Below are 23,336 nucleotides of genomic sequence, written 5' to 3'. Positions count from 1 at the left end.
AATCATGACCGCCACATCCCGGCACACCGACCGGTCCGCCGCCCGCCGCAGTCTGCGCCGCGAAGTCCCCAGCACCGCCGCCGTCCTGGCCGACGAGCAGGACTTCACCGCCATGCGCCGCTACCGCACCTTCCCGTTCGACGACCACAACAGCTACCTCCAGCAGATGGAGGCCCTGCTGCGCACCCTCGCCTCCCAGGGCGTGCTCACGACCCTCAGCCTCTTCGACCCGGTCGCCTACGAGAAATACTGCGCGGACCGCGTCCTCGACCCCGACCACCCCGCCAGCCGCACCCGCTACACCGCGGAACTCGCCTGCACCGGCGCCACCTTGACGTACGAGGGCCAGCCGCTCAGCCAGCTGCTCCCCTTACTCGTCGAGGAATCCGACCGCCGGGCGACCTGGGACCACGCCTCCGCCCTCCTGGCCCGCGCCGGCACCTGCGAGGAGTGTGGCGAAGACCTGGCACGCGCCGCCTTCGCCCGCGCCACCCAAGCCCTCCGACAACTCCTCGCATCCCTCGGCGGTGGCACCCACCACCTCGTCTGCTCCGTCGCGGCAGGAGAGCCGTCCCTCCTGGCGACCCTGCACGCCACCGCCCGCGACGGCGCCCGCCCCGGGCTCGCCGAATCCGAAACCCTGCTGTTCTGCACGGTCCTGGCCGCCGGCTTCGCCCTGTGTACCCCCGGCGGCATCGTCTCCCGCACCACCCCCGACCCCGCCGGCCACGACGCCACCGGCGACACCACCCATGACACGGTCCGCGGCTGGTCCCTGCGCGACTCCTGGCCACGCCCCCTCACCGCCGCCGAGGTCTTCACCGCCTACTGCACCGACGCCGACACAGGCGAACCGATCCCACCCGAGCACCGCGTCGACTACGCCCCCGGCCTCCCCCTCACACCCCCGCCCGACACCCACCGCCACCGCTGACCCGGGCAGCGGCACACACAAAGGCGCACGCCAAGAGGCGCGCACAGCCGCACACAAAAGGGCCGCCCCGCCACAAGGGCGGGACGGCCATCACACTCCTGCGACGCACCGCGCCGCACGGAATCACTCCCCGGAGAGCACCACCTGCGCGGCCGCCCGCGCATCGTCGGCGGTGTCCGCGGCACGCGCCGCGGCCGCCGCACGCTCGCACTGCGCCAGCGTGTGCTTGGCCAGCGTCGCCCGCACATAGGGAATCGACGCCGCGCCCATCGAAAGGCTGGTGACACCGAGCCCCGTCAGCACACACGCCAGCAGCGGATCCGAGGCCGCCTCACCACAGACACCACAGCTCTTGCCCTCGGCCTTCGCGGCCTCGGCCGAAGCCGCGACGAGATCCAGCAGCGCCGGCTGCCACGGGTCCTGCAGACGCGACACGGCGCCCACCTGACGGTCGGCGGCGAAGGTGTACTGCGCCAGGTCATTGGTCCCCAGAGAAAGGAACTCGACCTCCTGCAGAATCGACCGCGCCCGAAGAGCCGCGGACGGAATCTCCACCATCGCGCCGAACTTCGCCCGCAGCCCGGCCTCCCGGCACGCGTCCGCGAACGCCTTGGCGTCGATCCGGTCCGCCACCATCGGCGCCATGACCTCGAGGTAGACCGGCAGCCCCTCGGCCGCCTTCGCCAGCGCGGTGAGCTGGGTACGCAGCACATCGGGGTGGTCGAGCAGCGTACGCAGCCCCCGCACGCCCAGCGCGGGGTTCGGCTCATCGGCCGGCGTCAGGAAGTCCAGCGGCTTGTCCGCACCGGCGTCCAGCACGCGCACGACCACGCGCCCCTCGGGAAACGCCTCCAGCACCTTCCGGTACGCCTCGACCTGCTTCTCCTCGGACGGCGCCTGCTTGCTGTCGTCCAGGAACAGGAACTCGGTCCGGAAGAGACCGACGCCCTCCGCACCCGCCTCGACCGCCGCGGCCACATCACCGGGACCGCCGACATTCGCCAGCAGCGGCACCTTGTGCCCGTCGGAGGTGGCACCGGGACCGGACGAAGAGGCCAGCGCCGCCTTCCGCTCCGCAGCCGCCTTCTCCATCTCCACGCGCTTCTCCGCGCTCGGCTCGACGAAGATCTCACCGGTGCTGCCGTCGACGGCGATCACGGTGCCCTCGACCAGCTCACCCGCGCCGGGAAGCGCGACGACGGCCGGCACACCCAGCGCCCGCGCAAGAATCGCGCTGTGGCTGGTCGGCCCGCCCTCCTCGGTCACGAACCCGAGCACCAGCGTCGGGTCCAGCAGCGCGGTGTCGGCCGGCGCCAGATCCCGCGCGATCAGCACATACGGCTCGTCGCTGTCCGGCACACCCGGCATCGGCACACCCAGCAGCCGGGCGACGATCCGGTTGCGCACATCATCGAGGTCGGCGACCCGGCCCGCGAGGTACTCACCTGCGCCCGCAAGCAGCGCCCGGTAGGCGGCGAACGCGTCGTACACCGCGCGCTCGGCGGTGCTGCCGACGGCGATCCGCCGGTCGACATCCGCCATCAGCTCGGGGTCCTGCGCCATCAGCGCCTGGGCCTCCAGCACGGCCTGCGCCTCGCCGCCCGCCAGATTTCCGCGGGCTATGAGGTCGGCAGCGACAGCTTCCACGGCCTGGCGGGCACGCCCCTGTTCGCGCTCCGCCTCGTCCGCCGGAATCCGCTTGGCCGGCGGCTCGAGAACCGCCGTCCCCATGTGCCGCACCTCGCCTATGGCCACACCGTGGCTCACCCCGACGCCTCGCAGCGTTGTCTCCATTGCACCCGTCTCCGGTTAATGCGACGGCCGCACCGCCGCGGTGGATGTCTATCTGCCGTCCGCGACGGCACCCGGCTACTGCCAGGAGAAGAGCGAGTCGCCCGCCTTGACGTCGCCGTCCTCACGCACATCGCCGAGCGAGTCCGCGGTGGCCTCCAGCGCGACGACCGGGCACACCGGCGACTTACCGGCCTCCTCGACCGCGGCCGGGTTCCAGCGCACGACCTCCTGGCCGCGGGTGACGGTGTCGCCCTTGTTCACGAGCAGCTCGAAGCCCTCGCCGTTGAGCTGAACGGTGTCGATACCGAGGTGGGTGAGCACGCCGTGCCCCTCGGAGTCGACGACGACGAACGCATGCGGGTGCAGCGATACAAGAACACCGTCCACGGGCGAGACGGCGGCCGACGGTTCACGAACCGGGTCGATGGCGGTACCGGGACCCACCATCGCTCCGGAGAACACCGGGTCGGGCACTGCCGCGAGTCCGATGGCGCGTCCGGCAAGAGGGGACGTCACGGTGGTCATGGGAAGCCTCCCAGGGGTGGAGATTCATCAGGCCGCCGTCACTACCTGTCCTGGACGGCGCACCGTTCAGAAGCGTAAGTCATAAGAACTGACGGTTCCGCATGACAGACGCTGGTTGCACACCGCGAGTCCCGCCGAATCGATTTGCCTCGCCCACAGCAGGGCTGTACTGTCTGAGACCTGCCCCAGACAGCCAGGACGCAATCAACTGCGGCCGGTTGAGGTGGGCGGCACTCCTCAGCGTCTTGATCGAGACTCAAGAATTGAGCGCTTCTGCATGCCTGCAGAAAAGCGGCGGTTCGAAAGCCCGAAAAGGCCTGATAGAGTGTGAAACACCGAAGGGAAGCGCCCGGAGGAAGCCCGAGAGGGAATCCAAAGGAAGCGTCCGTTCCTTGAGAACTCAACAGCGTGCCAAAAGTCAACGCCAGATATGTTGATACCCCGTCCAGCCGGAAGCATCCGGCGGATGATGTTCCTTTGAAAGTCCTATCGACACTATGTGCCGGTAGGCAACACACAGCGAGGACGCTGTGAACGAGAGGGCTTATTCCGCCCACTCGTTCCGCTCAACGCGAGTGTCACCCGCAGTTTTTAATTAAACGCAGCCGGGAAAACATTCACGGAGAGTTTGATCCTGGCTCAGGACGAACGCTGGCGGCGTGCTTAACACATGCAAGTCGAACGATGAAGCCTTTCGGGGTGGATTAGTGGCGAACGGGTGAGTAACACGTGGGCAATCTGCCCTTCACTCTGGGACAAGCCCTGGAAACGGGGTCTAATACCGGATATGACACACGACCGCATGGTCTGTGTGTGGAAAGCTCCGGCGGTGAAGGATGAGCCCGCGGCCTATCAGCTTGTTGGTGGGGTGATGGCCTACCAAGGCGACGACGGGTAGCCGGCCTGAGAGGGCGACCGGCCACACTGGGACTGAGACACGGCCCAGACTCCTACGGGAGGCAGCAGTGGGGAATATTGCACAATGGGCGAAAGCCTGATGCAGCGACGCCGCGTGAGGGATGACGGCCTTCGGGTTGTAAACCTCTTTCAGCAGGGAAGAAGCGAGAGTGACGGTACCTGCAGAAGAAGCGCCGGCTAACTACGTGCCAGCAGCCGCGGTAATACGTAGGGCGCAAGCGTTGTCCGGAATTATTGGGCGTAAAGAGCTCGTAGGCGGCTTGTCACGTCGGATGTGAAAGCCCGGGGCTTAACCCCGGGTCTGCATTCGATACGGGCAGGCTAGAGTTCGGTAGGGGAGATCGGAATTCCTGGTGTAGCGGTGAAATGCGCAGATATCAGGAGGAACACCGGTGGCGAAGGCGGATCTCTGGGCCGATACTGACGCTGAGGAGCGAAAGCGTGGGGAGCGAACAGGATTAGATACCCTGGTAGTCCACGCCGTAAACGTTGGGAACTAGGTGTGGGCGACATTCCACGTCGTCCGTGCCGCAGCTAACGCATTAAGTTCCCCGCCTGGGGAGTACGGCCGCAAGGCTAAAACTCAAAGGAATTGACGGGGGCCCGCACAAGCAGCGGAGCATGTGGCTTAATTCGACGCAACGCGAAGAACCTTACCAAGGCTTGACATACACCGGAAAACCCTGGAGACAGGGTCCCCCTTGTGGTCGGTGTACAGGTGGTGCATGGCTGTCGTCAGCTCGTGTCGTGAGATGTTGGGTTAAGTCCCGCAACGAGCGCAACCCTTGTTCTGTGTTGCCAGCATGCCCTTCGGGGTGATGGGGACTCACAGGAGACTGCCGGGGTCAACTCGGAGGAAGGTGGGGACGACGTCAAGTCATCATGCCCCTTATGTCTTGGGCTGCACACGTGCTACAATGGCCGGTACAATGAGCTGCGATACCGCGAGGTGGAGCGAATCTCAAAAAGCCGGTCTCAGTTCGGATTGGGGTCTGCAACTCGACCCCATGAAGTCGGAGTTGCTAGTAATCGCAGATCAGCATTGCTGCGGTGAATACGTTCCCGGGCCTTGTACACACCGCCCGTCACGTCACGAAAGTCGGTAACACCCGAAGCCGGTGGCCCAACCCCTTGTGGGAGGGAATCGTCGAAGGTGGGACTGGCGATTGGGACGAAGTCGTAACAAGGTAGCCGTACCGGAAGGTGCGGCTGGATCACCTCCTTTCTAAGGAGCACTTCTTACCAAGCCTGGCTTGGTCAGAGGCCAGTACATCAGCGAATGTCTGATGCTGGTTGCTCATGGGTGGAACGTTGACTATTCGGCGCACTTGGTTGGTTGTCACTAGTACTGCTTCGGCGTGGAACGTGGGGATTGATGGAGTGGGTCGGGCACGCTGTTGGGTATCTGAGGGTGCGGGCTTTCGAGTCTGAACCTTCGCGATGCCGGCCCCGGTGAAAATCTGCTTCGGTGGGTTGTGACGGGTGGCTGGTCGTTGCTTGAGAACTGCACAGTGGACGCGAGCATCTGTGGCCAAGTTTTTAAGGGCGCACGGTGGATGCCTTGGCACCAGGAACCGATGAAGGACGTGGGAGGCCACGATAGGCCCCGGGGAGCTGTCAACCAAGCTTTGATCCGGGGGTGTCCGAATGGGGAAACCCGGCAGTCGTCATGGGCTGTCACCCGCTGCTGAACACATAGGCAGTGTGGAGGGAACGCGGGGAAGTGAAACATCTCAGTACCCGCAGGAAGAGAAAACAACCGTGATTCCGGGAGTAGTGGCGAGCGAAACCGGATGAGGCTAAACCGTATTGGTGTGATACCCGGCAGGGGTTGCCAGTGCGGGGTCGTGGGAGTTCTCTTTCATCGTCTGCCGGCGATGAGACGAGTCAGAAACCGTTGATGTAGGCGAAGGACATGCGAAAGGTCCGGCGTAGAGGGTAAGACCCCCGTAGCTGAAACATTGACGGCTCGTTTGAGAATCACCCAAGTAGCACGGGGCCCGAGAAATCCCGTGTGAATCTGGCGGGACCACCCGTTAAGCCTAAATATTCCCTGGTGACCGATAGCGGATAGTACCGTGAGGGAATGGTGAAAAGTACCGCGGGAGCGGAGTGAAATAGTACCTGAAACCGTGTGCCTACAAGCCGTGGGAGCGTCGCGCATCGAGTTTACTCGGTGCGTCGTGACTGCGTGCCTTTTGAAGAATGAGCCTGCGAGTTTGCGGTATGTTGCGAGGTTAACCCGTGTGGGGAAGCCGTAGCGAAAGCGAGTCCGAATAGGGCGTTGAGTAGCGTGCCCAAGACCCGAAGCGGAGTGATCTAGCCATGGGCAGGTTGAAGCGGAGGTAAGACTTCGTGGAGGACCGAACCCACCAGGGTTGAAAACCTGGGGGATGACCTGTGGTTAGGGGTGAAAGGCCAATCAAACTCCGTGATAGCTGGTTCTCCCCGAAATGCATTTAGGTGCAGCGTCGTGTGTTTCTTGCCGGAGGTAGAGCACTGGATAGGCGATGGGCCCTACCGGGTTACTGACCTTAGCCAAACTCCGAATGCCGGTAAGTGAGAGCGCGGCAGTGAGACTGTGGGGGATAAGCTCCATGGTCGAGAGGGAAACAGCCCAGAGCATCGACTAAGGCCCCTAAGCGTGTGCTAAGTGGGAAAGGATGTGGAGTCGCAGAGACAACCAGGAGGTTGGCTTAGAAGCAGCCACCCTTGAAAGAGTGCGTAATAGCTCACTGGTCAAGTGATTCCGCGCCGACAATGTAGCGGGGCTCAAGCACACCGCCGAAGTCGTGTCATTGCAACATGTGGACCAACGTCCGTTGTGATGGGTAGGGGAGCGTCGTGTGCCGGGTGAAGCAGCCGTGGAAACGAGTTGTGGACGGTTCACGAGTGAGAATGCAGGCATGAGTAGCGATACACACGTGGGAAACGTGTGCGCCGATTGACTAAGGGTTCCTGGGTCAAGCTGATCTGCCCAGGGTAAGTCGGGACCTAAGGCGAGGCCGACAGGCGTAGTCGATGGACAACCGGTTGATATTCCGGTACCCGCTTTGAAACGCCCAATATCGAATCAGACGATGCTAAGCCCGTGAAGCCGGCCTGGAGTCTTCGGACAAAGGGACGTGGTGGAGCCGGTGACCCGGATCTGTAGTAGGTAAGCGATGGGGTGACGCAGGAAGGTAGTCCAGCCCGGGCGGTGGTTGTCCCGGGGTAAGGGTGTAGCCCGAGAGATAGGCAAATCCGTCTCTCGTTAAGGGTGAGACCTGATGCCGAGCCGATTGTGGTGAAGTGGATGATCCTATGCTGTCGAGAAAAGCCTCTAGCGAGTTTCATGGCGGCCCGTACCCTAAACCGACTCAGGTGGTCAGGTAGAGAATACCGAGGCGTTCGGGTGAACTATGGTTAAGGAACTCGGCAAAATGCCCCCGTAACTTCGGGAGAAGGGGGGCCATTTCCGGTGATGAGACTTGCTCTCTGAGCTGGGGGTGGCCGCAGAGACCAGCGAGAAGCGACTGTTTACTAAAAACACAGGTCCGTGCGAAGCCGTAAGGCGATGTATACGGACTGACGCCTGCCCGGTGCTGGAACGTTAAGGGGACCGGTTAGTCAATCTTCGGGTTGGCGAAGCTGAGAACTTAAGCGCCAGTAAACGGCGGTGGTAACTATAACCATCCTAAGGTAGCGAAATTCCTTGTCGGGTAAGTTCCGACCTGCACGAATGGCGTAACGACTTCTCGACTGTCTCAACCATAGGCCCGGTGAAATTGCATTACGAGTAAAGATGCTCGTTTCGCGCAGCAGGACGGAAAGACCCCGGGACCTTTACTATAGCTTGATATTGGTGTTCGGTTCGGCTTGTGTAGGATAGGTGGGAGACTGTGAACTCTGGACGCCAGTTCAGGGGGAGTCATTGTTGAAATACCACTCTGGTCGTGCTGGATGTCTAACCTGGGTCCGTGATCCGGATCAGGGACAGTGTCTGGTGGGTAGTTTAACTGGGGCGGTTGCCTCCTAAAGAGTAACGGAGGCGCCCAAAGGTTCCCTCAGCCTGGTTGGCAATCAGGTGTTGAGTGTAAGTGCACAAGGGAGCTTGACTGTGAGACTGACGGGTCGAGCAGGTACGAAAGTAGGGACTAGTGATCCGGCGGTGGCTTGTGGAAGCGCCGTCGCTCAACGGATAAAAGGTACCCCGGGGATAACAGGCTGATCTTCCCCAAGAGTCCATATCGACGGGATGGTTTGGCACCTCGATGTCGGCTCGTCGCATCCTGGGGCTGGAGTCGGTCCCAAGGGTTGGGCTGTTCGCCCATTAAAGCGGTACGCGAGCTGGGTTTAGAACGTCGTGAGACAGTTCGGTCCCTATCCGCTGTGCGCGTAGGAGTCTTGAGAAGGGCTGTCCCTAGTACGAGAGGACCGGGACGGACGAACCTCTGGTGTGCCAGTTGTCCTGCCAAGGGCATGGCTGGTTGGCTACGTTCGGAAAGGATAACCGCTGAAAGCATCTAAGCGGGAAGCCTGCTTCGAGATGAGGGCTCCCACCCCCTTGAGGGGTTAAGGCTCCCAGTAGACGACTGGGTTGATAGGCCAGATATGGAAGCGCCGTAAGGTGTGGAGTTGACTGGTACTAATAGGCCGAGGGCTTGTCCTCAGTTGCTCGCGTCCACTGTGTAGGTTCTGAAGTAATGACCTGTGTCTTTGCCGGGTTGGTTAACTTCATAGTGTTTCGGTGGTCATAGCGTTAGGGAAACGCCCGGTTACATTTCGAACCCGGAAGCTAAGCCTTTCAGCGCCGATGGTACTGCAGGGGGGACCCTGTGGGAGAGTAGGACGCCGCCGAACAATCATTGTGGGAAAGCCCCGTTGGAACCTTGGTTCCGGCGGGGCTTTTTCGCGTTTCCGGGATCTTGGGACCCGGGGCGCCGCGCGGCCGGCGGGCCAGGTAAGGTCAGGGGGCATCATTGGCACATTTCCCACAGGAGGCCCCCGCGTGGAGGTCCAGGAGACGCGGGTCCAGACGGATCGCGTCCTCACCATCCCGAATATCCTGAGCATGGCTCGCCTCGTCGGCGTGCCGGTGTTCTTGTGGTTGATCCTGTGGCCGAAATTTGGTGGTCCGAAGGCTGATGGCTGGGCGCTGTTGGTCCTTGCGCTGAGTGGCGTCAGTGACTATCTGGACGGCAAGCTCGCCCGGCGCTGGAACCAGATCAGCAGCTTGGGGCGAATCCTCGACCCGGCCGCCGACCGTCTCTACATCCTCTCCACCCTCGCCGGTCTGACGTGGCGCGAGATCCTGCCGGTCTGGCTCACCGCGGCGCTGCTGGCGCGTGAGCTGATGCTCCTCATCGCGGTCGGATTCCTCGGACGCCACGGTTACGGGCCTCCCCAGGTGAACTTCCTGGGCAAAGCGGCTACGTTCAACTTGATGTACGCCTTCCCGTTGCTCCTCCTGAGCGACGGAAGCGGCTGGCTTCACACGCTCGCTGCTATTTTCGGATGGGCGTTCGCAGGTTGGGGTACGGCGCTCTACTGGTGGGCAGGGATCCTCTACGTGGTCCAGGTCCGCCGAATCATCAGGGCGGACACCACGGCCGACTGAGCTCTCCGAACCGGCAGATTGTGCCAGGGCCCGGGCGCCCGTACGTGAGCACAGGAACAGTGGGCGATCCGGGCAGGTGAAGTCGGCAAGACCGTCGTCTCTTAGAGGAGGACGCTTCCGACATGAAGGCCGTTGTGATGGCCGGCGGCGAAGGAACACGCCTTCGCCCGATGACGTCCAGCATGCCCAAGCCGCTGCTTCCCGTCGCCAATAGGCCGATTATGGAGCACGTACTACGGCTGCTGAAACGGCATGGTCTCAACGAGACCGTCGTAACCGTGCAATTCCTGGCGTCGCTCGTCAAGAACTATTTCGGCGACGGCGAAGAGCTGGGAATGGAACTCACCTACGCCCATGAGGAAAAGCCACTCGGCACTGCCGGCAGCGTGAAGAACGCCGAGGAGGCCCTCAAGGATGACGCCTTCCTCGTGATCTCCGGTGACGCCCTCACCGACTTCGATCTCACCGATCTGATCCGTTTCCACAAGGAAAAGGGCGCGCTCGTCACCGTCTGCCTCACACGGGTTCCCAATCCGCTGGAGTTCGGCATCACCATCGTCGACGAGGGCGGCAAGGTCGAGCGTTTCCTGGAAAAGCCCACCTGGGGCCAGGTCTTCTCGGACACGGTCAATACCGGCATCTACGTCATGGAGCCGGAGGTCTTCGACTACTTCGAGCCCGATGTACCGGTCGACTGGTCCGGCGATGTCTTTCCCCAGCTCATGAAGGAAGGCAAGCCGATCTACGGCTATGTCGCCGAGGGCTACTGGGAGGATGTCGGTACCCACGAGAGTTATGTGAAGGCTCAGGCCGATGTGCTCGAAGGCAAGGTCGATGTGGAGATCGACGGCTTCGAGATCTCACCGGGCGTCTGGGTCGCCGAGGGTGCCGAGGTCCATCCCGACGCGGTGCTGCGCGGTCCGTTGTACATCGGCGACTACGCCAAGGTCGAAGCGGATGCGGAGATCCGTGAGCACACCGTCGTCGGCTCCAATGTCGTCGTCAAGAGCGGCGCGTTCCTGCACCGGGCCGTCGTGCACGACAACGTCTATATCGGGCAGCAGTGCAATCTGCGCGGCTGTGTGATCGGCAAGAACACCGATGTCATGCGGGCCGCACGGATCGAGGACGGCGCGGTCATCGGCGATGAATGCCTCATCGGTGAAGAATCGATCGTGCAGGGCAATGTGCGGGTCTATCCGTTCAAGACCATCGAGGCCGGCGCTTTCGTCAACACCTCGGTGATCTGGGAGTCCCGCGGCCAGGCGCATCTCTTCGGCGCCCGCGGCGTGTCCGGGATCCTCAATGTCGAGATCACCCCGGAACTCGCCGTACGGCTCGCGGGCGCGTATGCCACCACGCTCAAGAAGGGCTCCACGGTCACCACCGCGCGCGACCACTCCCGTGGCGCCCGGGCGCTCAAACGCGCGGTGATCTCCGCGCTGCAGGCCAGCGCCATCGACGTACGCGACCTGGAGAACGTCCCGCTGCCCGTCGCCCGTCAGCAGACCGCCCGCGGCAGCGCCGGCGGCATCATGGTGCGCACCACGCCCGGCGTGCCGGACTCCGTCGACATCATGTTCTTCGACGAGCGTGGCGCCGACCTCTCGCAGGCCGGGCAGCGCAAACTCGACCGGGTCTACGCCCGCCAGGAGTACCGTCGCGCCTTCCCCGGCGAGATCGGTGACCTGATGTTCCCGGCCAGCGTCTTCGACTCCTATACCGGGTCCCTGCTGCGTGCCTTGGACACCACGGGCATCAGCGAATCGGGACTGAAGGTCGTCGTGGACGCCTCCAACGGCAGCGCGGGCCTGGTCCTGCCCAGCCTCCTGGGGCGGCTCGGCGTCGACTCCCTGACGATCAACCCGGGGCTCCATGAATCCCGGCCGACCGAGACCGCCGATGCCAAGCGGTCCGGGCTGGTGAGGCTCGGCGAGATCGTGGCCTCGGCGCGGGCCGCGTTCGGCGTCCGCTTCGACCCCGTGGGCGAGCGGCTGTCCCTCGTGGACGAGCGTGGCCGGATCATCGAGGACGACCGTGCGCTGCTGGTCATGCTGGATCTGATCGCCGCCGAGCGGCGCACCGGCCGGGTGGCGCTGCCGGTGACCACGACCCGGATCGCCGAGCAGGTCGCGGCGTACCACGGTACGCAGGTGGAGTGGACGACCACCTCGCCCGACGATCTGACCCGGGTGGCGCGTGAGGACGGCACGGTCTTCGGTGGGGACGGCCTGGGCGGCTTCATCATCCCGGAGTTCAGCAGCGTCTTCGACGGCGCGGCCGCCTTCGTCCGGCTGATCGGCCTGGTGGCCCGCACCCAGCTCACACTCAGCCAGATCGACGCACGGATCCCGCGGGCGCATGTCCTGCGCCGTGACCTGGCCACCCCCTGGGCGGTCAAGGGCCTGGTCATGCGGCATGTCGTCGAGGCGGCCGGTGACCGGGACGTGGACACCACCGACGGCGTACGGGTCGTGGAGGCCGACGGCCGCTGGGTCCTGGTGCTGCCCGACCCGGCCGAGGCGGTCACGCACCTGTGGGCGGAGGGACCGGACGACGCCTCCGCTCAGCAGCTGCTGGACGAGTGGGCCGCCGTGGTGGACAGCGCGGGACGCTGACGCTGACCCCACCGGCGTGCCGCCAATCGGCACGCCGGTGGGGCCATTGGGAGACTGCGCGGGCGACGTGCGACGATGTGCGGCATGTCGCAGCAGCGCCCCGATCGGAGCACCACGAACACGTCGGCCGCGCGCCCCGATGCGTCCATGTCGCTGCTGACCAACGTGATGGATCACAGCCTCGACGACGGATACGCCGAGGCCGCCGCGCGCAAGTCCGAAGCCGGCGTGCGCGGTCTGCCGCGCACCCTGCGGGCCAAGTTGGGGCTGGCGGCCGGCCTGGTGCTGGCCGCGATCGTGGTGACGGTGGGGGCGGCGCAGGCGCGGATATCCGCACCGACGCTGGCCAAGGAGCGCGAAGAGCTGATCAATCGCATCCAGAAGGGCACCGGCGAGGCGGACAAGCAGCAGCAGCGGGTCGACGCGCTGCGGGACGACGTCAGCAGGATGCAGCGCGAGGCGCTGAAGAAGCACGGCGGCGACAAGGCCGAACTGCTGGCGCTGCTGTCCGGTTCGACGCAGGTGACCGGGCCCGGCGTGAAGCTCGTCGTGGACGATGCCAAGGGGGCGGAGTCCAGCGGCGGCGGGCCGCGCGAGAGCAGTGGTTTTTCGGACACCGGGCGGGTACGCGACCGGGACATGCAGCGCGTGGTGAACGGCCTGTGGGAGTCCGGTGCGGAGGCCATCTCCGTCAATGGGCAGCGGCTTACGTCACTCTCGGCGATCAGAGCCGCGGGAGACGCCATACTGGTCGACAACAAGCCACTGGTGCCGCCCTATACGGTGCTGGCGGTGGGGGACGGGCAGCGGCTGAGCACCGCGTTCCAGGACAGCGCCGATGGTCAGTATCTGCATGTGCTGCAGGAGAACTACGGCGTGCGCACCAGGATTTCCGCCGAGAGCGAGGTCACGCTGCCGCCCGCGCCCAGTTTGATCGTACGTACCGCAAAGCCGCAGGCCGGTGCCGCCAAGGCGGACGGCGCCGACACAGGGAAGGGCACATCGTGATCGCCGTACTGGGCCTCATCGTGGGAGTCGTGGTCGGACTTGTCGTCCGACCCGTGGTGCCGACGGTGGTCGAGCCCTACTTGCCGATCGCTGTCGTCGCGGCGCTGGATGCCGTGTTCGGCGGTCTGCGCGCGATGCTGGACGGCATCTTCGACGACAAGGTCTTCGTGGTGTCCTTCCTGTCGAATGTCGTCGTCGCCGCGCTGATCGTCTTCCTCGGCGACAAGTTGGGCGTCGGCGCCCAACTCTCCACCGGCGTCGTCGTGGTGCTGGGCATCCGGATCTTCTCCAACGCCGCCGCGATCCGCCGGCACGTCTTCAGGGCGTGAGGCGGATGGCAACCGATGGGACTCCGGAGCCGGAGAAGAAGCCCGAGCAGCCGCGGCCGGACCGGGAGAGCAGCCCCGTCGGCCGGCGGCCGATGCCGCCCGAGAGCCGGCGCGTCCCTGAGCGGCCGGCGACGGGTGACGGGACCGAAGCCCAGGAACCGGACAGTACTGGACAGAAGAAGGGTAAAGGGGCAGACTCCTCAACTCCGGACGCGGTCGCCGATGACGGGAGCACGGAACGCCCGAAGACCGGTCGGGAGCGGCTTGTTGCGAGCCTGTGGCCGCCTCGGCTGACCCGGGCTCAACTGATCGTTGCGTTGCTCCTGTTCATTCTCGGCCTCGGTCTGGCGATTCAGGTACGTTCCACAAGTGACAGCAGTGCGCTGCGAGGTGCGCGCCAGGAGGACTTGGTGCGCATTCTGGACGAGCTGGACAATCGCTCCCAGCGGTTGACGGACGAACAGCGGCGCCTGGAAGGGCAGAAGACCGAGCTGGAGAACAGCTCGGACCAGGCCGAGGAGGCCCGTAAGCAGACCGTGGAGAAGGAACAGCAGCTGGGCGTGCTGGCCGGGACCGTCGCGGCACAAGGGCCCGGCATCAACCTGACCATCGATGACCCGACGCACTCCGTCGAGGCGGACAAGCTGCTGGACACGATCCAGGAGCTGCGGGCGGCCGGCGCCGAGGCCATCCAGGTCAATGACGTCCGGGTCGTCGCGAACACCTATCTCTCGGACATCCGGGGTGGGGTGCAGATCGACGGCAAGCGCGTCATGCAGCCGTACCACTTCAAGGTCATCGGTAAGCCGGAGGACCTGGAACCGGCGCTGAACATCCCCGGTGGAGTGGTTCAGACGCTGGAAAAGGAGCAGGCCAAGGTGTCTGTGACCCGTGAAGAGAAGATCATTGTGAACGCCTTGCGAGAGGCGAAGCGGCCTGACTACGCTCGGTCGTCATCGCAGTGAGGCGTACAGGTATGTCGAGTGCCCGGCGAGGGCATGAGGTAGCGGGGGGTCGACGCACCGTGCGTGTGGTGTGTGGTGGAAACTGTCTGAAGGCCACGGACGTTTACAGGATGTCCGGATGGGTCGATGTGTGCATCGAGGGTTCGTCCTGCCCCACGGGCGGGTCTGTTTCGTACAAGGGGAATCGCCCGTGAAGTTGTTTGGAAAGCTGTTCGGAAAGAGCGCACGCCAGGAGGGCGGCAGCGGCTCCGCGCGGCACCGCGCTCCGCGCCAGCCCGACGAGAGCGGTGCGGCCGAGGACCGTCCGCTCTTCCGTGATGAGGTCAGCGGTCCGTCCGGGGGGCACGGCGCGGGTTCTGTTGACCCCTCCGGGTCCGGCCGCATAGGTTCCCAGGAACCATCAACCTCACGCACGGGTGGAGGGTTGGCCTTGCCGGTTTGTACGAGGTGTGGGCACCGGAACGCCGAGGCGAGCCGGTTCTGCTCGAACTGTGGAGCGCCGCTGCGCCCGGGCGCTCAGCCCGAGCGGGCGTCCGAGACGACGTCGACGATCTCCATTTCGGGGCTGGAGGCCTACGACTCGGAGGCGACGGGGCAGACCCTGACGCCGTCACTGTCCCCCGAGGCCCAGGCGGCCGTCGATGCCCTGCCGTTGGGTTCGGCGCTGCTGGTCGTCCGCCGGGGTCCGAATTCGGGCAGCCGCTTCCTTCTGGACGGTGAGCTGACGACGGCGGGCCGGCATCCGCAGAGCGACATCTTCCTCGACGATGTGACGGTCTCGCGCCGTCATGTGGAATTCCGTCGTGGCCCGGACGGGCTCTTCACGGTCGCCGACGTCGGCAGCCTCAACGGCACCTACGTCAATCGTGAGCGGATCGACTCCGTCGCCCTCGCGAACGGCGACGAGGTCCAGATCGGCAAGTACCGCCTGGTCTTCTACGCGAGCCAGCGAGGCGCCGGTATCTGACCGGCCAGGGAAGGCATATGCGCCATACACCGAAAGGCGGTGCCGGTTTCGCCGGCACCGCCTCCTCGGACGGCAAGCCGGTGAGCATCGGCACGGTGCTCAATGTGCTGCGCGAGGAGTTCCCCGAGGTCACCATCTCCAAGATCCGCTTCCTGGAGGCCGAGGGGCTGGTCGAGCCGAAGCGCACACCTTCCGGGTACCGCAAATTCACGCCGGCGGACGTGGAGCGGCTGGCGAGCGTCCTGCGGATGCAGCGGGACCACTATCTGCCGCTGAAGGTCATCCGGGAGCATCTGGACGCCCTGGAGCGTGGTGAGCAGGTACAGCTGCCCGCGCCGGCCGCCGCGCCCTCCCGGGATCTCGTCGAGGGCGTGCACGATGTGGGCGAGGAGCGCCCTACGGCTGCCCGGATCGGCCGGGCCGACCTGTTGGCCGCCGCCGAGGTGGACGAGGCGGCGCTCGCCGACTGGGAGTCGTACGGACTCATCGTCCCCCATGCGGACGGCGGATACGACATCGAGGCCGTCACCGTGGCCAAACTTGTCGCGGACCTGGGGCGTTTCGGTCTCGAACCGCGGCATCTGCGCGCCGTGAAGGCTGCCGCCGAGCGCGAGGCGGGGCTGGTCGAGCAGGTCGTTGCACCCCTTCGGCGGCACCGTAATCCGCAGACCAGGGCCCATGCCGAAGCCACTGCCAGGGAGCTGGCAACGCTGTCCGTACGGCTGCATGCGGCGCTGGTGCAGAGCGCTCTGCGGGTCCAGCTGCCGTGAGCAAAAGAGTGCCCGACTACCCAAACCTGCCGGGCACGTCCTAGGGTTGCTGTGTGAACGAGCTCGACGTCGTGGGTGTCCGGGTGGAAATGCCTTCCAGCCAACCGATCGTGCTCCTGCGGGAGGTGGGAGGCGACCGATACTTGCCCATTTGGATCGGGCCAGGGGAGGCCACCGCCATCGCCTTTGCCCAGCAGGGCATGGTCCCTGCCAGGCCGCTGACGCACGACCTTTTCAAGGACGTGCTCGAAGCGGTGGGTCAGGAGCTGACGCAGGTCCGCATCACGGACCTGCGCGAGGGGGTTTTCTATGCCGAATTGGTCTTCGCCAGTGGAGTCGAGGTCAGCGCGCGTCCGTCCGATGCCATAGCGCTGGCGCTGCGCACCGGAACGCCGATCTTCGGTACCGACGGTGTGCTGGACGACGCGGGGATCGCCATCCCGGACGAGCAGGAGGACGAGGTGGAGAAGTTCCGCGAGTTCCTCGACCAGATCTCACCCGAGGACTTCGGCACCAACAGTCAGTGACGCCGGCCGGGCGAAGCGAATGATTCCGGCCAAACTATTTAGCCATTCCCCGCGCGAGGTCACGAGAAACCACTCGTAGGGTGATTATCACTCGGCGTGGCGAGCGCGGCGATCGTTGACGCACCCCGAGTGACTGCATACCGTCGATATGGCAGGTCCCGTCCGGGACGTGGAGGACGGAGGGCGGCGTGGCAATCACCGGCGACGGTATGGCGGCCGAAGGGGCGTTGCCGCTCCACGCGGGCGCGGCAGCGAACCGTGCCGCGGCACCGGCCGCGGCGGTGTCGGGGGACTGCGAGGCGCAGAACATCGGCTATCGCGGCCCGACCGCATGTGCGGCAGCGGGGATCACCTACCGGCAGCTCGACTACTGGGCGCGTACCGGCCTGGTGGAGCCGAGCATCCGGCCCGCGTACGGCTCCGGCACCCAGCGGCTCTACAGCTTCCGGGACGTCGTCGTCCTGAAGATCGTCAAGCGGCTGCTGGACACCGGGGTGTCGCTGCAGAACATCCGCACCGCCGTCCAGCATCTGCGCTCGCGCGGGCTGGCGGATCTGACGCGGATGACGCTGATGAGCGACGGCGCCACGGTCTACGAGTGCACCTCGCCCGACCAGGTCGTGGATCTCCTCCAGGGCGGTCAGGGCGTCTTCGGGATCGCTGTGGGCGTGGTGTGGCGGGACGTGGAGGGCGCGCTGTCACAGCTGCACGGAGAGCGCGTGGACACCGGCGAGACGCTGATCGGGAAGAACCCGCACGACGAGCTGGCGCGGCGGCGCCACCGGGCCGGCTGAGCCCCGCACACAGGTCCCGGCCCGGCATCGGGTCGATTGTCAGTGCCATGCGGGAGCATCGGACATGTGAGAGCCGCGCCGACGATCCTGCATCTGGACATGGATGCGTTCTATGCGGCCGCCGAGCAGGCGGCCAAGCCGAGCCTGCGCGGCAAGCCCGTGGTGGTCGGCGGGATCGGGCCGCGCGGAGTGGTCGCCACGGCGTCGTACGAAGCCCGGGTCTTCGGCGTCCGCTCGGCGATGCCCACGGCCCAGGCGCGCCGGCTGTGTCCCAACGCCGCTTATCTCACTCCTCGCTTCACCCTGTACCGCCAAGTGAGTGAGGCGGTGATGGAGCTGCTGCATGCGCTGTCGCCGCTCGTGGAGCCGCTGAGCCTGGACGAGGCGTTCGTGGATCTGGAAGCGGGCGGGGTGCCGGCCGAGACGGCCGCCGTACGGGCCGTGGGGGAGCGGCTGCGGCGGGACATCCGGTCGGCGACGGGCCTGACCGGCTCGGTGGGGCTCGCGGGCGCCAAGATGCTCGCAAAGATCGCGTCGGAGGCCGCCAAGCCGGACGGCCTGGTGGTGATCGAGCCCGGCACCGAGCGGGAGCTGCTGGGGCCGATGACGGTGCGGACGCTGCCCGGGGTGGGCCCCGCGACGGCCGAGACGTTGCGCCGGGCCGGGATCCACACCGTCGCGGAGACCGCGGAGGCCGGCGAGGCGGAGCTGGTGCGGCTGCTGGGCAAGGCGCACGGCGCAGGGCTGTATGCGATGGCGCTGGGCCAGGACGACCGGCCGGTGGTGGCGGAGCGGGACGCGAAGTCCATCTCCGTCGAGGACACCTTCGAGGTCGATCTGACCGACCGGACGCGGGTGCGGACCGAGGTGCTGCGGCTGGCGGACCGCTGTGTCCAGCGGCTACGGGCGGCCGGGCGCTCCGGGCGCACGGTAGTGATCAAGGTGCGTAACTACGACTTCTCGACGCTGACCCGCTCCGAGACGCTGCGCGGGCCCACCGACGACCCCGCGGTCGTACGGGAGGCGGCCGTGCGGCTGCTGGAGCTGGTGGACACCACGGGCGGGGTGCGGCTGCTGGGCGTGGGGGTCAGCGGGCTGGCCGATTTCACGCAGGAGGATCTGTTCGCCCAGCTGGCGACGGAGCGGGAGGCCGAGGAGCTGGCCAAGGCGGCACCGGAGCCGGTCGGGGGCGAGAGCGGTGAGCGGGAGTCCGAGGAGGAGCGGCCGCGCCGCTGGCATCCGGGGCTGGATGTGGTGCACGACGAGTTCGGCGCCGGGTGGGTGCAGGGAAGCGGGGTGGGGAGAGTGACCGTCCGCTTCGAAACGCCGTGGTCCGCACCGGGGAGGGTGCGGACCTTTGCCGTCGAGGATCCGGCCCTGCGGCCGGGGGAGCCCCTGCCGCTGGTGGGCGGGGAGCCGGGTGGTGCTCAGTCCTCCGAGCCGGCGATCTTGCCGAAGTCCTTGTCGCCGGAGCCGTTGGAGGACACCGGATCCGAGTCGGGGGAGGAGATATCCAGTCGGTAGTGGTGGTAGAGCTGGAGTTCCTGTTCGGGGGAGAGGTGGCGGCCCACGCCGAAGTCCGGGGCGTCCTTGATCAGCTTGCGGTCGTAGGGAATGTGCAGGCTCTCGCCGATCATCTTGCTGGGCTCCAGGGGCACGAACGCATCCCGGCTGAAGAGTCCGGTGCGTACGGCCGCCCACTCCGGTTCCCCCGTCGCGTCGTCGAGATACACCTCGTCGATGGTGCCTATTTTCGCGCCGTTCCGGTCGAACGCTTTGCGGCCGATCAGGCTTCGGGGATCGATATCGGTTTGCACGGCCCCTCCAATTGGTCGCAACTGCCCTGTGACAACTACCAAACGGCACATTTCATGCCTCGGCCACTCGAAGGATCCTTCGAGTGGCGCGCTGGTAGGCTGGCCAATGGCCGTAGACCCCATGCGGGAGAGTCCTTTGTCGTTCGCGACCAGGGCGCCGAAGGAGCAAATCCTCCCCGGAATCTCTCAGGCACACGTACCGCATGGACGAGGTCACTCTGGAAAGCAGGGCGGGCCACGGACAGGCACAGCGCCGGGACCCCTCCTCACCGACGGTGAAAGCCGGGCCGCCTCGCGCGGGCCGGTGAAGCTCTCAGGTTGAGATGACAGAGGGGGAGGCCGTCCGGGCACCCACGCCGTGGTGCCCCTCGAAGGTCGTACCGACCAGGAGGCCCCCGCAGATGACCACCAATCGCATCTCCTTGACCGAGCTGGAGCGCGGCATCCCCTTCGAGCACCGCCACGTCGGTCCCGACCACGAGGCGCAGGCGAAGATGCTCGCGCACGTCGGATTCGGGTCGCTGGACGAGCTCACCGACGCCGCCGTACCCGATGTGATCAAGAGCGCCGAGGCGCTCGGCCTGCCGCAGGGCCGTACCGAGGCCGAGGTCCTCCAGGAACTGCGGGGCCTGGCGGACCGCAACCAGGTGCTGTCGTCCATGATCGGGCTCGGCTACTACGGCACGTTCACCCCGCCGGTGATCCTGCGCAACGTCATGGAGAACCCGGCCTGGTACACGGCGTACACGCCCTACCAGCCGGAGATCTCGCAGGGCCGCCTGGAGGCGCTGCTGAACTTCCAGACGATGGTCGCCGACCTGACCGGACTGCCCACCTCCGGCGCCTCCCTCCTGGACGAGGGCACCGCCGCCGCCGAGGCGATGGCGCTCTCCCGCCGTATCGGCAAGGTCAAGCAGGGCGTCTTCCTGGTCGACGCCGACTGTCTGCCGCAGACCATCGCCGTGATCGAGACCCGCGCCGAGCCGACCGGCGTCGAGGTCGTGGTCGCGGACCTGACCGAGGGCATTCCCGCCGAGATCGCCGAGCGCGGTGTGTTCGGCGTGCTGCTGCAGTACCCGGGCGCCTCCGGCGCGGTCCGCGACCCGCGCGCCGTGATCGAGCAGGCCCACGAGCTGGGCGCGATCGTCACCATGGCCGCCGATCTGCTCGCCCTGACGCTGCTGACCTCGCCCGGCGAGCTCGGCGCGGACATCGCCGTCGGCACGACCCAGCGCTTCGGCGTCCCGATGGGCTTCGGCGGACCGCACGCCGGCTTCATGGCCGTACGCGAGCGGTTCGCCCGCAGCCTGCCCGGCCGCCTGGTGGGCGTCTCCGTCGACGCCGACGGCAACAAGGCCTACCGCCTCGCGCTGCAGACGCGTGAGCAGCACATCCGCCGTGAGAAGGCCACCAGCAACATCTGCACCGCACAGGTGCTGCTCGCCGTCATGGCCGGCATGTACGCCGTCTACCACGGCCCCGAGGGCCTGCGGACCATCGCCCGGCGCACCCACCGCTACGCCGCCGTCCTCGCCGAGGGCCTGCGGGCCGGCGGGGTGGAGATCGTGCACGGTGCGTACTTCGACACGCTGACCGCGCGGGTGCCCGGCCGGGCCGCCGAGGTCGTCGCCGCCGCCCGCGAGGCCGGTGTCAACCTCTGGCAGGCCGACGCGGACCTGGTCGGCATCGCCTGTGACGAGACCACCGGCCGCGCGCAGCTGGCCGGTGTCTGGGGCGCCTTCGGCGTGCAGGGCGACGTCGAGCAGCTGGACGCGGCCGTCGCCGAGACGTTGCCGCAGACGCTGCTGCGCTCGGACGAGTACCTCACCCACCCGGTCTTCCACCAGCACCGTTCCGAGACCGCGATGCTGCGCTACCTGCGCACGCTCGCCGACAAGGACTACGCGCTGGACCGCGGAATGATCCCGCTCGGCTCCTGCACGATGAAGTTGAACGCCACCACCGAGATGGAGCCGGTCACCTGGCCCGCGTTCGGCCAGCTGCACCCCTTCGCGCCGGCCGCGCAGGCCCAGGGCTACCTCACGCTGATCCAGGAGCTGGAGGAGCGGCTGGCCACGGTCACCGGCTACGACAAGGTCTCCATCCAGCCGAACGCCGGATCGCAGGGTGAGCTGGCCGGTCTGCTGGCCGTGCGTGCCTACCACCGCGCCAACGGCGACGAGCAGCGCACCGTCTGCCTGATCCCGTCCTCGGCGCACGGCACCAACGCCGCCAGCGCCGTCATGGCCGGCATGAAGGTCGTCGTCGTCAAGACCGGTGAGGACGGCGAGGTCGACGCCGACGATCTGCACGCCAAGATCGAGAAGTACCGTGACGAGCTCGCGGTCCTGATGGTCACCTACCCCTCCACGCACGGCGTGTTCGAGGAGCACATCACCCAGATCTGTGCGGCGGTGCACGACGCCGGCGGCCAGGTCTACGTCGACGGCGCCAACCTCAATGCGCTGGTGGGGCTCGCCGAGCCCGGCAAGTTCGGCGGCGATGTCTCGCACCTCAACCTGCACAAGACGTTCTGCATCCCGCACGGCGGCGGTGGCCCCGGTGTCGGCCCGGTCGGCGTGCGCGCCCACCTGGCGCCGTACCTGCCCAACCACCCGCTGCAGCCCACCGCGGGCCCCGAGACGGGCGTCGGGCCGATCTCCGCGGCCCCCTGGGGTTCGGCCGGCATCCTGCCGATCTCCTGGGCGTACGTCCGACTGATGGGCGGCGAGGGCCTCAAGCGCGCCACCCAGGTCGCGGTGCTGAGCGCCAACTACATCGCCAAGCGCCTGGAGCCGCACTACCCGGTGCTCTACACCGGCCCTGGCGGTCTGGTCGCCCACGAGTGCATCATCGACGTCCGGCCGCTGACCAAGGCGACCGGTGTGAGCATCGACGATGTCGCCAAGCGGCTCATCGACTACGGCTTCCACGCACCGACGATGTCCTTCCCCGTGGCCGGCACGCTGATGATCGAGCCGACCGAGAGCGAGGACCTGGGCGAGCTGGACCGCTTCTGCGACGCGATGATCGCCATCCGCGCGGAGATCGAGAAGGTCGGCTCGGGGGAGTGGGACAAGGGCGACAACCCGCTGTGCAACGCCCCGCACACCGCGGCCGCGCTCGGCGGTGACTGGAACCACTCGTACACCCGCGAGGAGGCCGTCTTCCCGGCCGGTGTCGTGGCCGCGGAGAAGTACTGGCCGCCGGTGCGCCGTATCGACGGTGCCTTCGGTGACCGTAACCTCGTCTGCTCCTGCCCGCCGCTGGACGAGTACGACAACTGAGCCACCCGGGCAACATCAAGGGCCCTCGGCGATCCGCCGGGGGCCCTGTTGTACGTGCCGGGTGCGCGCGGGTCAGGCCGCGGCGGTGACCCGAGCCCGGTGCGGGGCGATGACCTGCCCGTCCGGCAGCAGCTCACCGGTGTCCTCGAAGAGCAGGACGCCGTTGCAGAGCAGGCTCCAGCCCTGCTCGGGGTGGTGCGCCACAAGGTGTGCGGCCTCCCGGTCGGTGGAGTCTGCTGACGGGCATGGCGGTTGGTGCTGACACATAGAGGTTGTCTTTCGCTGCGGTGTGGTGAACGTCGTTGTGCGGCTCGATGAGGTGTTCATGGCCGCTCCCCCGTTTCAATCGGTCGATCCCAGTGTTGCCCCACGGACGGGATTCCGCAGGGATTTCGCAGCAGCGGTACTCACTCGATACGGACGCGTCACCCGTGCGGGCGGTTGCTCCCAATTGCACTCCTCCCCAAGGGGGTTGGGAATGGTA

16 protein-coding genes, 3 rRNA genes and 1 riboswitch are annotated in these 23,336 nt (G+C 66.3%); of the genes, 15 read left to right on the top strand and 4 right to left on the bottom strand.

Annotated features, from left to right (window positions below):
* The first annotated feature begins 4 nt into the window (after positions 1-4).
* On the top strand, positions 5-934 hold the full coding sequence (locus tag KI385_RS07310) for a hypothetical protein (protein ID WP_238571396.1): 930 nt from the start codon (positions 5-7) through the stop codon (positions 932-934).
* Positions 935-1,057: 123 nt separating this feature from the next.
* On the opposite strand, the gene ptsP is transcribed toward KI385_RS07310, so the two are convergent.
* Together ptsP and KI385_RS07300 are read right to left on the bottom strand one after the other, a co-directional pair.
* A complete protein-coding gene (gene ptsP / locus KI385_RS07305) occupies positions 1,058-2,728 on the bottom strand; it encodes a phosphoenolpyruvate--protein phosphotransferase (protein WP_238571395.1) in 1,671 nt (556 codons plus the stop codon).
* 75 nt (positions 2,729-2,803) lie between these two features.
* Complete coding sequence (locus KI385_RS07300) at positions 2,804-3,253, bottom strand: PTS sugar transporter subunit IIA (protein ID WP_128511012.1); 450 nt, start codon at positions 3,251-3,253, stop codon at positions 2,804-2,806.
* Between the two features lie 616 nt (positions 3,254-3,869).
* Between KI385_RS07300 and KI385_RS07295 the strand changes: the two genes are divergently transcribed.
* The 13 genes from KI385_RS07295 to KI385_RS07235 all read left to right on the top strand — a co-directional run bounded on the left by KI385_RS07295 (position 3,870) and on the right by KI385_RS07235 (position 19,272).
* A 16S ribosomal RNA gene (locus KI385_RS07295) occupies positions 3,870-5,396 on the top strand.
* A 304-nt stretch (positions 5,397-5,700) separates the two neighbouring features.
* A 23S ribosomal RNA gene (locus tag KI385_RS07290) occupies positions 5,701-8,822 on the top strand.
* A 74-nt stretch (positions 8,823-8,896) separates the two neighbouring features.
* Positions 8,897-9,013, top strand: a 5S ribosomal RNA gene (gene rrf / locus KI385_RS07285).
* Together the 16S, 23S and 5S rRNA genes form the textbook arrangement of a ribosomal RNA operon.
* 148 nt (positions 9,014-9,161) lie before the next feature.
* The gene (gene clsA, locus KI385_RS07280; RefSeq protein ID WP_238571394.1) at positions 9,162-9,770 is read left to right on the top strand and encodes a cardiolipin synthase ClsA; all 609 of its coding nucleotides are present in this window, start codon (positions 9,162-9,164) and stop codon (positions 9,768-9,770) included.
* Positions 9,771-9,892: 122 nt separating this feature from the next.
* Positions 9,893-12,388 carry a mannose-1-phosphate guanyltransferase gene (locus tag KI385_RS07275; RefSeq protein WP_238571393.1) on the top strand — a complete coding sequence of 832 codons (2,496 nt, stop codon included), beginning with the start codon at positions 9,893-9,895 and terminating at the stop codon, positions 12,386-12,388.
* A 75-nt stretch (positions 12,389-12,463) separates the two neighbouring features.
* Positions 12,464-13,396: a DUF881 domain-containing protein gene (locus KI385_RS07270; protein WP_238571392.1), complete on the top strand. Its 933-nt coding sequence runs from the start codon at positions 12,464-12,466 to the stop codon at positions 13,394-13,396.
* Positions 13,393-13,725, top strand: a complete 333-nt coding sequence (locus KI385_RS07265) for a small basic family protein (RefSeq protein WP_003984969.1) — start codon at positions 13,393-13,395, stop codon at positions 13,723-13,725. Before KI385_RS07270 ends, KI385_RS07265 begins: the two co-directional genes overlap by 4 nt.
* Before the next feature lie 5 nt (positions 13,726-13,730).
* Complete coding sequence (locus tag KI385_RS07260) at positions 13,731-14,690, top strand: DUF881 domain-containing protein (protein ID WP_238571391.1); 960 nt, start codon at positions 13,731-13,733, stop codon at positions 14,688-14,690.
* Positions 14,691-14,808: 118 nt separating this feature from the next.
* Complete coding sequence (locus KI385_RS07255) at positions 14,809-15,657, top strand: FHA domain-containing protein (protein ID WP_238571390.1); 849 nt, start codon at positions 14,809-14,811, stop codon at positions 15,655-15,657.
* A 17-nt stretch (positions 15,658-15,674) separates the two neighbouring features.
* Positions 15,675-16,427, top strand: a complete 753-nt coding sequence (gene ftsR, locus KI385_RS07250; RefSeq protein WP_238571389.1) for a transcriptional regulator FtsR — start codon at positions 15,675-15,677, stop codon at positions 16,425-16,427.
* Between the two features lie 53 nt (positions 16,428-16,480).
* Positions 16,481-16,954: a bifunctional nuclease family protein gene (locus KI385_RS07245; RefSeq protein ID WP_006606439.1), complete on the top strand. Its 474-nt coding sequence runs from the start codon at positions 16,481-16,483 to the stop codon at positions 16,952-16,954.
* 188 nt (positions 16,955-17,142) lie between these two features.
* A complete protein-coding gene (locus tag KI385_RS07240; RefSeq protein WP_238571388.1) occupies positions 17,143-17,748 on the top strand; it encodes a MerR family transcriptional regulator in 606 nt (201 codons plus the stop codon).
* Between the two features lie 66 nt (positions 17,749-17,814).
* Positions 17,815-19,272, top strand: coding sequence for a DNA polymerase IV (locus tag KI385_RS07235; RefSeq protein WP_238571387.1), 1,458 nt, complete (start codon positions 17,815-17,817; stop codon positions 19,270-19,272).
* Here the strand turns inward: KI385_RS07235 and KI385_RS07230 are convergent.
* A complete protein-coding gene (locus tag KI385_RS07230) occupies positions 19,176-19,565 on the bottom strand; it encodes a PRC-barrel domain-containing protein (RefSeq protein ID WP_181924072.1) in 390 nt (129 codons plus the stop codon). The genes KI385_RS07235 and KI385_RS07230 overlap by 97 nt on opposite strands.
* A 114-nt stretch (positions 19,566-19,679) precedes the next feature.
* Positions 19,680-19,777: riboswitch (glycine riboswitch) on the top strand.
* Between the two features lie 189 nt (positions 19,778-19,966).
* Here KI385_RS07230 and gcvP point away from each other — a divergent pair.
* On the top strand, positions 19,967-22,852 hold the full coding sequence (gene gcvP, locus KI385_RS07225) for an aminomethyl-transferring glycine dehydrogenase (protein WP_238571386.1): 2,886 nt from the start codon (positions 19,967-19,969) through the stop codon (positions 22,850-22,852).
* A gap of 72 nt (positions 22,853-22,924) precedes the next feature.
* Here gcvP and KI385_RS07220 read toward each other — a convergent pair whose 3' ends face one another.
* Entirely contained in the window at positions 22,925-23,119 is a 195-nt protein-coding gene (locus KI385_RS07220; protein WP_030416598.1) for a DUF5999 family protein, read from the bottom strand.
* Positions 23,120-23,336 lie beyond the last annotated feature (217 nt).

Source organism: Streptomyces inhibens (assembly GCF_022221585.1).
GTDB lineage: Bacteria > Actinomycetota > Actinomycetes > Streptomycetales > Streptomycetaceae > Streptomyces > Streptomyces inhibens.
Note: the sequence above shows the minus strand (reverse complement) of the source record. Positions and strands in the feature narration are given on the sequence as shown.